A 14,256-nucleotide genomic window follows, 5' to 3' on the forward strand; every position below is an offset into this window, starting at 1 on the left:
CCTAAAAAAAGGAAAATTCAGTACTCCAAACAGTACTCTATGCGAAAAAAAACGATGATTTTCAAGAAGAAAAACACTTATAAACAAAAATAACCTCTTCATTTTGAAGTGGTTATGTAGTAGCGGGAACAGGACTCGAACCTGTGACCTTTGGGTTATGAGGCTAAATGAGCTAGACTACAACTTGTTGTTTATAAGGGATTTAACAATTTACAGAGTACATAAACACTTGCATTTCGTGCATTTCAGTACTTAAATTCAGTACTCTACGATAGAGTACTGTTTTATATATTCTAGATTAGAATTACATTCTCTATTCAGGCTAGTATTTTCTAAAAAATTGATATTATTCATACCAAAAAAGCAGTGACTTTTCAACACAATATACATAAAACCATTATAAATAAAGAGTTAAGAAAACAAGAGGTGTACTCATGGTGGGAGCTTTTGTTTGCTTTTGGTAGGGTTTTGTTTGTTGTTTATATATCTTGTAATACAATTGAACTATTTTTGTGCTACTTTGATTCGAAAGTAATTCCCTATTTGGGAATATTTAACATTAATTATTTTTCCCGTTACGGGAATATATATATATTTGCAACAATTATGAAAGTCTTTTCAAGAGGAACACTAAGAGATTTTTGGGATGAATACCCCGATTCTAAGATTAGTCTTATTGCATGGTATGAGATATTTAGTAAAAGAAAGTTTTCAAACCCAAATGAAATAAAATCTCTTTTTGGAAGTGCTGATTTTGTTGGAGATAATAAAATAGTTTTCAATATATGTGGAAATAAATATAGATTAATTGTCAAGTTTAGATATCAAGCTCAGTTTGCATTAATACAATTTATAGGAACACATAAAGAATATGATAAAATAGACGTAAATGATTTGTAATATGGAAATTGAATATAGTATAATAAAGAATAATGAACAATATGAAGAATACCTAAACAGATTTGAAGATATTTTTAATTGCGAAGAAGGTTCTCCTGAAGAAATAGAGTTAGAGCTTTTAGCTCTGCTTATTGAGAAATATGAATCAGAGCAATATCCTATGCCTGATTCAGATCCTATTGATACTCTTAAGTTTATTATGGAACAAAATAACTTAAAGCCGTCTGATTTAGGAAAAATATTAAATAGCCCAAGTAGAGCTACTGAAATATTAAAAAGGCAGAGAAAGCTTAGCTTAAATCACATTAGATTGCTTTATGATAAATTGCGCATACCTGCGGATACTTTAATAAAAGATTACCAATTAAAAGTTCAATAGATTGATGAAGTTAAAACATTTTTCAAGATCGTTTTTTGTAACTTTAGTTTTTATTTTAGGAGGTATTTTTACTTCTTTTTCGCAAATTATTGATTTGAAGCCCTCCAAGGTGAAATCATTTTTGAGTAAAAACTGGTGTCTTAAGGAAATATTGAATAATGGCTCTAAAATGAAAGTTCCAATAGACTCATTGAATAATGAGCTTACTTTAAAATTTAGAACAGATAAAAGTTTTAATTTAAAATCATTAAGTACTTCTGAAGAAGTTAATGGAACTTGGGTATACGAACGAAATAAAAAACAAATTACTTTAAAAGATAATAATGGAGATATAAATGCTATAGTGACTAAGCTAGACAAGAGAATACTTATACTGCAATTAATATCAAACAGTAAGCCTACAATAGAATTATTTAAAGATCTTAAATTGTGTTATACTCCTTGTGAGTAAATCATATCTAATTAACGTTTTGGGTTAAGCTGTTCTTGCAAGGTAGGGGCTAAAAAATGTAATTGAGCGATACGTTTTTTTTGAACGCATTTGACAAGGTTTTATGCCTCAATTTACAAAAACTTTGTCTTTTATAATAGACAAAAATATCTTAAATGATAACAAAATCAATACTTAACGTAATTTTAAACCTCAACTTATTTAATCTAAATTTCTGCTTTTAAAACATGCTTTAATACTTAATATTTTCTTAGGAGTCTTATTAGTGATGTCAAAATAATATACATAAATCAATAGTAAATTCAATCTAGATAAATCTAACTTTAAGCACTACGGATAGAGATTTACAGATTACCTGATCCATTGTTTCTACAACCCACATCAACTTTTACCTTACTCTGAACTTCGTGAAAGAAAGGGGAAAAGTTATTCTTCTTCTTTTAATAGTTTATGATACATGTCTGCTAATCGTATTTCTATAAATTTTACGATATGTTCTTCAGATTTTTCATTTTCATACATAGTAAATACTTTCGAAGCATTCTGCTTTTTGAGGGTTTTAATAGCAGCTGTAGGATTCTCTATATCTTCTAGTTTTAAATTCCATTTGAGTAATGATTGTAAAAGTAACGTATGTGACTCATATCTTTTTTCTAATACTTTTTGTCTTTCTAAATCTTCTGGATCTTTTTCTTCGCTACTGTTAATTTTTGCACTTAATACTGTAAATTCATCTCGTATCTGCCTATCTATTTCTTGAGCCTCATGCACCAGTTTTAGATATGCTTCGTATATTTTTTGATTATAGAATTCTGCAAACTCTAAATACATATCCATTTCTTTGAGATAACTAATAGCAACTTCTTTATATACTCGTTTGTCTTTTTGTTCTGTTTCTCTAAGTTGTTCTTTTAGATCACTTAGCCTTCCTTTTTTGTCTTTTACAATATGGGAAAAACCTTGTTTTTGTGGTAATTCTAATAATTGCGGAGTAATGTCTTTTGGCAAACCTTCAAAATGGTGTTTTTTATACTGAATCTTGATAGAATCATTTTCTACCTTGGGTTTCTTTTGCTTCTTTTTAAAATTAAGAGTAGGTTTTTTAAGTCCAAAAGCATAATTATATCCAAAAGTTGCTGTAAACTCGCTTAATTGCCTATTATTACCTCCACTTCTGAATAATTGTACAGCATTCAGATTAAAATTGTGTTTTTCTAATAGTGTATAAGTAACCGCCCCCCTCATATTCACCACATTGGTAGTTGCTGTAGCACTATTTGAGCTATTATACCCAGATGAAAGCCGTATATTCAAGGTTTTTTCAAAATATCGTTTGCCAATACTTAGTGTTGGACCCCAAGTGGTTGCTTCTTCTCTGCCAATTGTATTATAGGTTCCATTGACAGATGTACTTATTGCAAGGTTTCTTTCTGAAAAATCTATCGTATGTCCTATATTCATATTATGAAAGGTAGAAGCATCTCCTAATCTTACAACTCCTCCTTGTTCGTTGGAAACATCATTTAATGCATAATTCATAGTCAAATTCTGACGAGATGTTTTCTTATTGGCTAGTATATAATTAATCGTTACTGTTGCTGTTTGTGATAGTTGTTTATAATCTAGTTCTTCTATCTGCTCGTCTAATAGGTCTGCATCATTAATCTCATCAAACTGATTGGGTTTTATATTGGTAAACGTACTAAAATTTGAATAAGACCCTGAAACGTTTAATCGCTCTGATAGTGCTAGTGTTGCGTTTAATGAACCTACAGTTCTATTGGTGTTATTAGCTTTTAGATTATCAAGATCATCTCTTTGGTATCCAATATTAAGTGCTAAGGTCAATTTATCCTTAAAAAAAGTATTAGAAGCATCTAAGGTTATGTTTTCGAAATCGTTATTAAAGTAATAAGCTCCTAGGGTTTCATAACCAGGATCAATACGTTCGTATCCAACTCCCAGATTTACCCTTCCTATTGCATACCCTAATCTGGCTTTTACAGCATTATAATATTCTGTGGAGGCTCGGTTATTAAAAATAGTTGCAATGGGCGAAACCTCTGTATTGTCAACTTCTTCTGCTCTGGTATCTTTGGTAATAGCTGTAGATGCATATTCTGCTTGTACACTAAAGCTCTTGCCTAGTTTTACCTCTCCTTCTAGACTTAGCACTAAATTCTCTTGCGGTAATACTCCTTTGGCTTCAGGAATAGAATCGATTGAGTTTTTATTATCTTTTGCATAAAAACCAATGACTCCTATTTTATATCTATCTTTTTCTAAACTGGTTTTTAGCCCATATCCCATACGGCTATAGGCAGGAACAGTTCTTGGGTCTTCATTATCTTCTGTTGCTTTGAGTAAACGACCTGCCATTGCACTTACTTTTATAGCTCCTGGTGGGGTTAAATCTACTCCTCCTCCAGTAAATTGATGTCCACTTAATGTATAGGGAGAAAAGGTTATGCTTACATTTCCTATATGTCCCGTAACCCATTTATACTTTGGGTGTAGGCTTATACGATTAAAATCAAAGGGTAATTGGTACCCCAAATTCTCTCCCTGATTAGAAAAACTATAGGATATCGGAATCGAAAAACTGTAGATATTTACATTGAGTGCTCCTTGCAAAAAATAGGTAAATGGCTCTCTACTATTATTTTGGTTCGAACTATAGTATACTCCACTAGCAGAAATCTGTCCACTTACTTTGATTGGCTTACTTTTAGTAATAGACTCATAGTCCAATGTTTGAGAAAGGACACTTAATGGAAGCCATAAAAAAATGAGTAATAGTTTTTTCAATAGGGGCTGTTTTCTGGTGTTGTTCTAATAGATATAGTATACAGTGAGCTTTATAAATAAAGAGCTATGATTAGGAACTAACTTATATATCTGATTAAACAAACCTTTGAAATGGTAAGGAAAAGTATAATTGTCTTACTACTTTTCAAAGGTTTATTTTCTTGTTTTAATATAGAATTATGAGTTAATCTAAAGTAAATGGAAATTCATTGGTTTCATAAAAGTCATCGACTCCATTACCTTGATTACTAAAAACAAACTTAATTTTATAATCTCCTGCTGTAAACATAGCATTTGGCAACGTGCTTTTAGGATATTTGATCCAGACCCCACTATTGGTATGAATTTTTGACACACCATTAGGTAATTCAAAATTACCCTCAAGGCGCATATACTGTGTACATCCATTAGATCCTTCATCCAAAATAAATTCTGAGCCATCATCTATTCTTGTAATTACAGCTTTGGTTTGCTCAAAATTATAAATCGAGTCATCATAATGACTAAAAAAAGCACCCTTAAACCTTAGGCTATACATACTTACATTTTGGCAAGATGTTCTTTTATTTTCTGTTATGGACTGAATATATGGTTTTTTGTTGAACACAGAAATCACAATATTGTTGACCTCACTATGTCTAGAAAAGGTTAATAGTGAAATAGGGGCTTCTTCAATTTGATATCCAACATTGTAATTTTGATACTCCTGATATGGTGTATCAGAAAGTGTATTCTCTGGTGTGACAAACTTAATTTTACCATTTGTAAAAGTATATGGTAACTCTATTTTAATATTAGGATCAGATTCTCCTATCAAATAGAACTTTATAGAAGCATCTGCATTATATACATTTGGTTCTATTTCATGGGTAAGTCCTCTTTCTGAGTACACATAATCAAGTAATCCATTTGCTTTATCAAAAGGAAGCGTGGTAAATTTGATAATATCAAATTTTAATTCATCAGAACCACTTACCAAAAGTGTCATCTCATATTTTTGAGCAGGCTCAAGGTTGTCTCTTGTAATATTATTAGTATCATATTGAGTTTGTAATCCAAATTCTGTTTCCCCTTCTTTACGGATACCTATAGCCAAATTAAAAAAAGAATTTGTTTCATAGTTTACATCTATTGAAGTCGCATTTACTTTTACGATCTCTAATTTTGCATTTGCATCAAATTCAATAGGTCCTGCACTATCATCACTGTTACAAGAACATAATATTATACTTGTAACGAGGATTAAAAATATACTTTTCAGTTTCATGTGTTTATTTTTTTACATATCCTAAAAATCAAGCTCCTTATATTAGAGTCGATTTTCAGAATATATATTTTATATTATTTTCTTTGATATGTCTCTTTTGTAGTACCATCTATATTTGTATAGGTGATTATAAAAGTATTTCCTTCAAATATGATCTCTATCGTTTCTTTGTCAATCGAATATTTTCCAGATTCTAGGTTTTTCCATGTACCATTAATTGTACGTTCTTCAAAGCAATTTCCGTCTTGATCCTGATCAAAATCAATTGAAGAAAAAGTGCCATCTGCTTTAAAGGTAAGGGGTTCTTTCAATTCACAACCAAGATCATCGGCTACAGGTTTACCATCTACAATATCGGCTCTTGCAATGAGATTCCATTCACCTATAAGAGGGTCTTGTCCTGCACTATCATCATCACTGCTACAAGAAATAGATAATGCACTTAAAAATACGGTTGCTACTAAAATTACTTTTTTCATAGTTTTAAAATAATTGGGTTGTTATATATTAATTGTTACTATTATTTTACTTGAATTTGTTATGGTTTTATTTTTTTCCTATATTCCATAGCCATTGGTAATGATCTATGAGTTTATAGTTTCTGCTTATATTACTTTTTACATTTCTTTTTCAATGGAAATACTACTATTTATCATCTTCTTAGGAATTAAAAGATAGCACGGACGAAACCCCTATATTCATTATAAAGGGAGGCTTTTTACAGTAAAACAATTTTTGAAAGTTATATATAAGTGTTGTTCGTAGAAACGAAAAAAAGGCCAGTACATTGACAGGCAACTTTTGAACACGTGGTATTAGGTAACCTTGTGATTTGGTATTCATTTTATTTTGAGGCATTTGGGGTTATAAGGATATAAATAAAATAGTATTAACACTTTAGCATATGCTTATGAGACAAAAGTAAGGGGCATATTACTGTAAAACAATAGTTGCAAGAGGGGGAAAATCCCCTTTTTTAATAAAACGAACTTCATCAAAAAACAATTCATCTTGTTTACAAACATCCTTAACAACAATTAACTTACTTAAAATCAAGTAATTAAATTTTAATTTGTAAATTAAAAATATGACTATAGTCTTTTTTTGAAATAAAAAAATATTTCTCTTCTTTTTTACATTTTATCATAATCTCTATTTTTTTAATATTTTTTATATATTAACATATTGCAAAACTAAGCCTTAAGAGTTCCGTTTTCTGACACTGAGCTTTTTTTAACACTATTATTTTATTCAACTCTTAGTGGTACGACACAAAAGCCACATGCAAAACTATGGTTTTTCCATAATCAATATATGAGGAAATCCGTAATTCAGGGTTTTATTATGTTAAAGTTCCAGAAGATATAATGCTTTTATTTAGTCTTGAATTTTGACTCATTACTCTCTAGGCAAACGTATTATTGGGTTTACTCGGTATAATAATTTTTTTCAACTTTTATATATAATGGAGAATTGATATCAATACAATTATCAACAATACCTAGTAATTTATTATATGTAATAATTTCTCTATCAAGAGGAGGAGGTATTAACCCTAAACCGCCTATAGAAATTTTCTTACCTAATATTTCTACTATTTTTCTTGGGTGTTTCTTTAACCACTTTTTTAATTGTTTTTCTGTAGCATTTTCTGGTGGGCTTTCTCTTTGAGTTAATAAACCAGATAATTCTGTTACAATACATTCTCTAAACTTATCAGTTTCATTATAAATGAGTTCACTACCTCTACTATCATCTAAATTAATCCATTTTTTAATTTTCTGATAAATACGACTATAGTCACTAAAACTTATCCCTTTTCCTGTACTTACAGAAAAAGTATCTCTATCTATAAATGGAATATTAGTTAGTATAATAATCATTTATAAAAATTACATGATTTCATCTAAATTATTAATATTGAAAGTAGAATCAAACTCTACTTTATAATAGCCTTTTTCTTCTGTAAACTTACCAATTTCAATGTAAGATACTCATGCTAACCTTTGGAATACTATGTTTACTACAAAAACTCATTAAACTTTTTTAGCTCAAATAAGGTTTATATATTTGTAATAAGCCCTAAAAAAGAACTTATTAAACCTTATAAAGGTTAATATGGATATAAATAGCAATACTCAGAAAGATATTAAAAATGCCCCAAACTAAACTTGTTAACCAGCTTAGCATTCATAAAAATGTATTGAGTAAGTATGAACATAACGAAGTAAAATCAACAATAGAAATTACTCATAATATTGTGAATATTCTAGATATATCTTTGGATTACCTGACTGGTAAAACAGATGTAGAGATGGATAAAGTAACTGCTAAACGTATTCTAGAAGTATCTAAATTTAACGAAGAAGATAAAAACCATATCTTCTCCGTGATTGATGCGTTCATAGCCAAAAGAAAAATTCAGTCGATTTTGTAATAATATTCTTAATTATGATTTGGTTTACTGCAGATACGCACTTCGGGCATAAAAACATTTTAGACTACACAAATAGATCATTTTCATCTGTCGATGAGATGGATGAAGTACTTATAGAAAATTGGAACGATAAAGTATACCCTGATGATGAAGTATATCATTTAGGCGATGTAGGATTATGTTCACCCAATAAACTCAAAAAAATATTAGAAAGGCTTAATGGCAAAATTTACCTTATAAAAGGGAATCACGAAAAATCTGCAGAAGCCTGTAAAGACAGATTCGAGTGGATCAAAGATTATTACGAACTAATAATGCCCGATCCTGATGGATTTAAAGAGCAACAATTAGTTGTATTATTTCATTATGCGATGAGAGTTTGGCAAGCTTCTCATCACGGAACATACCATATTTATGGACATTCTCATGGAGAGCTATCAGACGATCCTAATGCACTTTCTTTTGATGTTGGCGTAGATTGTCACAACTATGGACCTATCAATTACCAAGACATCAAAAAGATAATGAAAAACAAAAATTGGACTAAACCTCTTTTGAGGTAGGATGATTATTAAAATAAATTATCTCTGGTGAAATTTCATCCCCTTTTTCATCTTCCAAGCAATACCAAATGTCAAATTTTAAACCTAGAGATAAAAAAGAGTGTTTTAAATTTTCAAGGAGTAATAGAAGTTCTTTTTCTGATTTGTAAAAAGTAACCTCTAAAAAATATTCCTTTTCATCCAAAGTATTAAGATATAATTCAAATTCTTCTCTTTCTAATTTAATATCATATCCAAATATTCTAGGTCGATATTTTAAATCTGAATAAGAAACTAATAGTTTTTCAACTATTTTTTGAGGTTCTACATTTAGAACTGTTCCACCTACTCTATATTCCATAATTATAATTTTAGAAAAGGCTTTAAGTCAAAACCACCTCCTGTAGGTTGTATTGCTATATTTTCAACATTTAAACTTGAATACTTCGAACTTATCGTATTTTTTAAATTCTTAAAACCTCCTATAATATTTTTACTCCCTTTTGCATTAATAATTTGACTATTTATAGTATAGCTAAAATCTTGATATGCTTTACTATTATATAAAGACCTATTAGATACAATATCATCTGCTAAGCTTTTCAATTGCGAATTAGTCATATTCGAAATATCTACTTTAACACCATTTTTAATGATGTTATCTTTAAATTTTACCTTCACAAAATTATCAAAGTCACTTTGTGTTACCATAGCTACCAAATCTATATCATTAGCATCAGGAGTTCGTAAAGAAGAACCTTGTATTCTTACATCTGCACTAGAAATACCAATATCATCTAATCCAGATTTTAATTCACTTTTAAATCTATTAAACTCACCAATATCAGCAAACTTATATGGATATCCTCGTTTTTGCACCACATTTACCCAATTGTCCATTTGTTTCATTAATCCATCTGCATCAATTAGTTTTGCTTCTCTACAACTTATAAATAGTAAATCATCAATAACTTCATCAGAAAGACCTAAAGATTTTCCTTTCTGAATAATAGTACTTATTTGATTATCGGTATGTTTTAAAACAAAACCCGATGCACTGTTTACTCGACTACTTAACTTTGATTTAAAGGCTGATAAGAATTCACCCCCTGCATTATTGATGTCCTCTACACTTGTGTAGGATTTTTCAACTCATTAGATCACTTCTATTTAATTCTCTACCCCAACCATTATTTTCATTAATTGAAAATTTCTTAAAAAACTTTACTTCGGGGAGTGGAATTTTATTTTTATTCATTATATCTATAATGTCCTCTAAATATTCTAGTGTATCTAATGAATTATTTGAAATTGAGGAATACAAATCACGTGTACCAATCTCAAATAATTTATTTAAAATAAAAATAATTACCTCATTAGAGGAATTATACAAATTAGTTAATTTCGAATATTCTTCTCTATTTATATAATTCATTTCTTTTACGGAATACTCTGCATCAAATAATATAGATCTCGGAGTAGCTTCGGCCATTGGATAATGCCAATCTGCGACATTACCTTTCATAAATGACCATAACAACTGAAAAAGGAAAGACCAATCAAGATTATCTTTTTTATACCACTTTATAGCGTTCTCTAAACACATTATGGCATAGGCAACTCTTCCTCGAATGGAAATATCATTAAATTCTGATTTCATAATTACTCACTTGTTACATACATTTTTTTAAAAATATCCTGACACTCATGGCATCTTATCACATCGGTTATTTTACCATTTGGTCTAATATCAACCGTATGAATTTGAATATCATCCCATTTAGCGCCATTATGCAATGCTTGATTAACTGCGTCACATTCAGCACAATTTGCAACGTTTGGCCACTTAGTATTAGATGGAAGCTTATTTTGTAATGTTGGATGTATTCCTAATCCTTTTTCAGCAGAAATTGTTGGAAATGATGATTGAGTATTTAAAATCCCTCCATTTCTTCCAAACACAGTTTCAATACTATTATCTACTTTTTTATAACTTGCTACGGTCGCTTTATTAAATTTATCTAATTGTGTTGGCGTAGGTAATTTTGATTGATATAGTTTTGCCCAATTTGACACATCATCTCTCATTTCTAATGCTGTTCTCCAAACCCCTCCTGCGTTGTTGATGTCATCTACAAAACTAACATATTTATTTATATCTGTAAATGCTTCTTTTTCAAGTCTTCTACCCAGTGAATTAAGTGGGACTTTAATATTATCAATTTTAGCAAGTGCCTTAAATGTAACCAAATTGGCAGCCCTCAGACCTTTTTGAGATAGTTTCAAGGCTTGCGATAAAAAGTAGAATTCATCAAATGGAGTTATAATTCCTACAAGAGTAACCAGCCCGTTTATAATATTCTCTACTTCTTCTGCATTAGCAGCTTTTATTAAGAGGTAATAAGCAAGAGTTGGCATCATTACTGTTTTGTCTTTCTCACCAAAAAGGCTTACCTCTTTATCAGCAATAGAAACTGCTAGGATATCTTGAGCAACGAATGATGTTTCTTTTGCAGATCCTCTATCAACACAATGCCCTGTTTTACCCAAGTGAGGATCAAACACCCTAGGTTGTTCTTTGATTATAAGTTTCTCCTCTTTCTGATCAACCGACAAAGTAAAGTCACAATCATGGTCAAAACCATAGAAGAAAAACTTGTTTTTATCAGGGAAAGACTTAGCCTTATACAGGCCTTCTAGTTCTGAGTTTGAATATACTTTTTTAAAAAGTTTAAAGTATTCCTTTGTAAAGCGGGATAGGTTATTTTCATTACCATCATCAAAAAACAAATAAGTGGTAATGTCATTTATATTCTCAACAAGTAATTTTTGTAATCCTATATCTGTATTAATACGGTTGTATAGGTCTTTTGCCTTACGTTTTGTGTCAATCGTGGCAATAATATCTAAAACAAGATCTTCATAATATTCATCACTATCATACAATAAAACAGCTTTAATCAACTTGTATCGCTCCTCTGCTTTTAAATACTTCGTACCACAAGATGCGATCCGTTTTAATTGATATATTTCTTTCTTTTCTAGGGTTACATTTTTATTAACCTTGGCACCGATCCCTGAGTTCCAGACAAAGTCAAAATCATTGCGTACAGATTCCTCCGTTGGAAACAAATATTCCATAAAATGCTTTAATGGAGTAATCCCTCCAGCCTCATTATACTTAGGATTGGTAATTAAAATATCAAACCCAGTAAACGATATTTTTCCATCTGAATTGGTATTTCGGCTTTTGGCATCTTTGATCCCCGAAATTACTGTAGTTCCAAAAGCAGGTCTAACTGTAGCTATAGATACTTTTTTTCCACTAATTTGTTCTTCCCTATCAACCCCATACTTAAAAGATCCTATTACTAATTTATCAATATTTAAATATTTTTCTGGTATATCAATAGCATCCTGACCAGAAATATAAGCGCAACGTATTTGCTGCAATAGTTTTTTAAAATATTCTTCATCATCATATATCACTTCTTCTGCCTTACGCTCACGTTCTTCAGCTTTTTGTGCAATTTCCTTTACCTTGTCTGCTTTCTGGGCATTGAGCTTCTTATAATTATCTACTTCTTTATCACTAAGATCACTTGAAGCAATTTTATCAATATCCTTAACATCACGCAGTTCCTGTTTTTCCTCTTCGGTAATATAGTCACTTTGTAATAACTCATTTAACCTGTTGTCGGTTTCTAGAACACTTGTGTTATAGTTAGTCAAGATACTATCTTTTACCAAAGGGTCTTTTGCATCCTTGTATGCATCTAAAAATTCTTGTTGTTCTTTAAATAGATTAGTGAGTTCTTCTAAAAGCCCTCCTAACAAATCCAACTCATCACTTATATCATCCACTCCACTCCAGTCAGGATCATAATCTGTATATACTGTTCCTTGTATAAGTTGATATTCTGTATTGATCTTAATATTATCAAAAATCACCTTTAATCGGGTATCCATCAAATAAGGCACAACAATATACCCCCAACCACTATATCTACCTTCTTGGGAGATATTTAAGGGATCTGCCAACTCCATAATCGTTACTGGAAAATCCCCAGCTGTAAACACATCTCCATTAAGTAATTCTTGTAATGGTTCCTGATTGGTTATTATAATCTCTGGAGTAATTCCGCAATTATAAGTAGCTGTTTCTTGTGAACTTATCTCTGTTGTAAATTCATAAATTTGAGAGTATGTAAACCCTCCATTATCCATACATCGCCCTCCTACTCGAAACTCATAGGTTGTACCAGGTGCCAAAGCATTGATCGTTGCATATTGGTTTTGAGTCTCCTCCTCAAACCATCGACTGTTTTCTACTCCTTTTTTTCTATATTGAACATTATACCTCTTATGCTCAACGCCTTGCCAAAGTATTTTTTCTTTGGTAGGATTCTGACCTTCTGCCAATATATATTGTGGTTCGCCACAAAGCCCTGTATAGGCAAAATGATATATCTCACTATACCCATTGTTCTTGAATACTGAAGACTCACTAATCCCATCATTTACAATAGCTCGAACTCGCCAAGCATAATTTTTATCGGGTAATAGACTAGTTTCTGCTGGGCCGTATAATAATGTAGTAGCAAAGGTAGTTGTTTGATACAATGGCCTACTCGCTAAAAAGGCTGCTTGTGGATCTATTTGTGTATCCCATAATTCTGCCAATGTGAATTCATAAGAAACATTGGTTGCATTGAGATGACGGGGAGTCCACTGAAATATAATATTTTGAGGGTCTCTAACTACTACTTGCTCTCCTTTATTAGGCATGTTTAAAAAAGGAGGATCATTGAGTACCAGATATACAGTTGCGCAACTTTTTCTAGAAATTCGTTTTCCTGTAATTACATCATATACCTCAAAACAGAATCGATATAACCCCTCGGGTAAAGTTGTGCTGTATTGTTGTGGTGTTATTCCTTGAAGGTTTTGTAAACTAAAATACGGTTGTAAATCTAAGTTACTTAACCGTAATGGGGTTCCCCCATCTAAAAATATAGGATTTGCTCCAACTACAACATCCGAACTTTGGATCGCTATTCCTGAATTATTTTCTATATATAGTTTTAAACCTACCTGAAAATTAAATTCATTGACATCAGTAAGTAACAGATTTAGTATTAATTTTTCTGAAATAGAAGTGCTGTATTCTGAAAGCTTTAAACTATAAGGAGGTACTATCTGCGGAGTTGCTGTAACTGGAAACACCTGTGCAATACTACTTAAAGACATAAGTAAAAAACAAAGATACATCAATGACTTTGCAAAGGGGAAACGTATAGCTACAAGAAAATAAGAACACCATATTTTTAGGATGCCTAATGCCCATATCGGTAGTTTTACTATTTTTAATAGTGTATTCATATATTTTAGTTGATCGTTTTTTTTAGTTTCAGAGTTTTCAAAGAGGTAACGTTTCAAAGAATCTGAGAATCTAAGACTGCTCCTTTTTCA

13 protein-coding genes are annotated in these 14,256 nt (G+C 30.9%); 5 read left to right on the forward strand and 8 right to left on the reverse strand.

From position 1 onward, the window contains the following. Positions 1-606: 606 nt before the first annotated feature. From DG508_RS06650 to DG508_RS06660, 3 genes are read left to right on the forward strand one after another with little or no spacing between them, the layout of a single operon-like run. Entirely contained in the window at positions 607-900 is a 294-nt protein-coding gene (locus DG508_RS06650; protein WP_108867391.1) for a type II toxin-antitoxin system HigB family toxin, read from the forward strand. A gap of 1 nt (position 901) precedes the next feature. Beyond that, on the forward strand, positions 902-1,279 hold the full coding sequence (locus tag DG508_RS06655; RefSeq protein WP_108867392.1) for a helix-turn-helix domain-containing protein: 378 nt from the start codon (positions 902-904) through the stop codon (positions 1,277-1,279). Positions 1,280-1,283: 4 nt separating this feature from the next. After that, on the forward strand, positions 1,284-1,730 hold the full coding sequence (locus DG508_RS06660; RefSeq protein WP_108867393.1) for a hypothetical protein: 447 nt from the start codon (positions 1,284-1,286) through the stop codon (positions 1,728-1,730). A gap of 426 nt (positions 1,731-2,156) precedes the next feature. Here the strand turns inward: DG508_RS06660 and DG508_RS06665 are convergent, their stop codons facing one another. From DG508_RS06665 to DG508_RS06680, 4 genes are all read right to left on the reverse strand, one after another. Continuing rightward, positions 2,157-4,538, reverse strand: a complete 2,382-nt coding sequence (locus tag DG508_RS06665; RefSeq protein ID WP_108867394.1) for a porin family protein — start codon at positions 4,536-4,538, stop codon at positions 2,157-2,159. Between the two features lie 184 nt (positions 4,539-4,722). Next, complete coding sequence (locus tag DG508_RS06670; RefSeq protein ID WP_108867395.1) at positions 4,723-5,805, reverse strand: hypothetical protein; 1,083 nt, start codon at positions 5,803-5,805, stop codon at positions 4,723-4,725. A 74-nt stretch (positions 5,806-5,879) separates the two neighbouring features. After that, positions 5,880-6,284 carry a lipocalin-like domain-containing protein gene (locus DG508_RS06675; protein ID WP_108867396.1) on the reverse strand — a complete coding sequence of 135 codons (405 nt, stop codon included), beginning with the start codon at positions 6,282-6,284 and terminating at the stop codon, positions 5,880-5,882. Positions 6,285-7,232: 948 nt separating this feature from the next. Next, positions 7,233-7,688, reverse strand: coding sequence for a hypothetical protein (locus tag DG508_RS06680; protein ID WP_108867397.1), 456 nt, complete (start codon positions 7,686-7,688; stop codon positions 7,233-7,235). A 272-nt stretch (positions 7,689-7,960) separates the two neighbouring features. On the opposite strand from DG508_RS06680, the gene DG508_RS06685 reads away from it, so the two are divergent. Both DG508_RS06685 and DG508_RS06690 read left to right on the forward strand, forming a co-directional pair. Further along, positions 7,961-8,242, forward strand: coding sequence for a helix-turn-helix domain-containing protein (locus DG508_RS06685; RefSeq protein ID WP_108867398.1), 282 nt, complete (start codon positions 7,961-7,963; stop codon positions 8,240-8,242). A gap of 14 nt (positions 8,243-8,256) precedes the next feature. After that, positions 8,257-8,805, forward strand: a complete 549-nt coding sequence (locus tag DG508_RS06690; RefSeq protein ID WP_108867399.1) for a metallophosphoesterase family protein — start codon at positions 8,257-8,259, stop codon at positions 8,803-8,805. Here DG508_RS06690 and DG508_RS06695 read toward each other — a convergent pair. From DG508_RS06695 to DG508_RS06710, 4 genes are all read right to left on the reverse strand, one after another. Continuing rightward, complete coding sequence (locus DG508_RS06695) at positions 8,786-9,145, reverse strand: hypothetical protein (RefSeq protein WP_108867400.1); 360 nt, start codon at positions 9,143-9,145, stop codon at positions 8,786-8,788. The genes DG508_RS06690 and DG508_RS06695 overlap by 20 nt on opposite strands. A gap of 2 nt (positions 9,146-9,147) precedes the next feature. After that, complete coding sequence (locus DG508_RS06700) at positions 9,148-9,684, reverse strand: hypothetical protein (protein ID WP_159090718.1); 537 nt, start codon at positions 9,682-9,684, stop codon at positions 9,148-9,150. 247 nt (positions 9,685-9,931) lie between these two features. Further along, a complete protein-coding gene (locus tag DG508_RS06705) occupies positions 9,932-10,444 on the reverse strand; it encodes a hypothetical protein (RefSeq protein ID WP_108867402.1) in 513 nt (170 codons plus the stop codon). Between the two features lie 2 nt (positions 10,445-10,446). Continuing rightward, a complete protein-coding gene (locus DG508_RS06710) occupies positions 10,447-14,166 on the reverse strand; it encodes a fibronectin type III domain-containing protein (RefSeq protein WP_159090720.1) in 3,720 nt (1,239 codons plus the stop codon). Between the last annotated feature and the right edge of the window lie 90 nt (positions 14,167-14,256).

Origin of the sequence: Aquimarina aquimarini (genome assembly GCF_900299535.1) — a bacterium.
Taxonomy (GTDB): domain Bacteria; phylum Bacteroidota; class Bacteroidia; order Flavobacteriales; family Flavobacteriaceae; genus Aquimarina; species Aquimarina aquimarini.

Excerpts from the sequence above, each read along its gene's own strand:
- DG508_RS06655 (WP_108867392.1), top strand. The coding sequence starts at position 902 with ATGGAAATTGAATATAGTATAATAAAGAATAATGAACAATATGAAGAA.
- DG508_RS06695 (WP_108867400.1), bottom strand. The coding sequence starts at position 9,145 with ATGGAATATAGAGTAGGTGGAACAGTTCTAAATGTAGAACCTCAAAAA.
- DG508_RS06650 (WP_108867391.1), top strand. The coding sequence starts at position 607 with ATGAAAGTCTTTTCAAGAGGAACACTAAGAGATTTTTGGGATGAATAC.
- DG508_RS06690 (WP_108867399.1), top strand. The coding sequence starts at position 8,257 with ATGATTTGGTTTACTGCAGATACGCACTTCGGGCATAAAAACATTTTA.
- DG508_RS06710 (WP_159090720.1), bottom strand. The coding sequence starts at position 14,166 with ATGAATACACTATTAAAAATAGTAAAACTACCGATATGGGCATTAGGC.
- DG508_RS06700 (WP_159090718.1), bottom strand. The coding sequence starts at position 9,684 with ATGGACAATTGGGTAAATGTGGTGCAAAAACGAGGATATCCATATAAG.
- DG508_RS06705 (WP_108867402.1), bottom strand. The coding sequence starts at position 10,444 with ATGAAATCAGAATTTAATGATATTTCCATTCGAGGAAGAGTTGCCTAT.
- DG508_RS06685 (WP_108867398.1), top strand. The coding sequence starts at position 7,961 with ATGCCCCAAACTAAACTTGTTAACCAGCTTAGCATTCATAAAAATGTA.
- DG508_RS06675 (WP_108867396.1), bottom strand. The coding sequence starts at position 6,284 with ATGAAAAAAGTAATTTTAGTAGCAACCGTATTTTTAAGTGCATTATCT.
- DG508_RS06660 (WP_108867393.1), top strand. The coding sequence starts at position 1,284 with ATGAAGTTAAAACATTTTTCAAGATCGTTTTTTGTAACTTTAGTTTTT.
- DG508_RS06670 (WP_108867395.1), bottom strand. The coding sequence starts at position 5,805 with ATGAAACTGAAAAGTATATTTTTAATCCTCGTTACAAGTATAATATTA.
- DG508_RS06680 (WP_108867397.1), bottom strand. The coding sequence starts at position 7,688 with ATGATTATTATACTAACTAATATTCCATTTATAGATAGAGATACTTTT.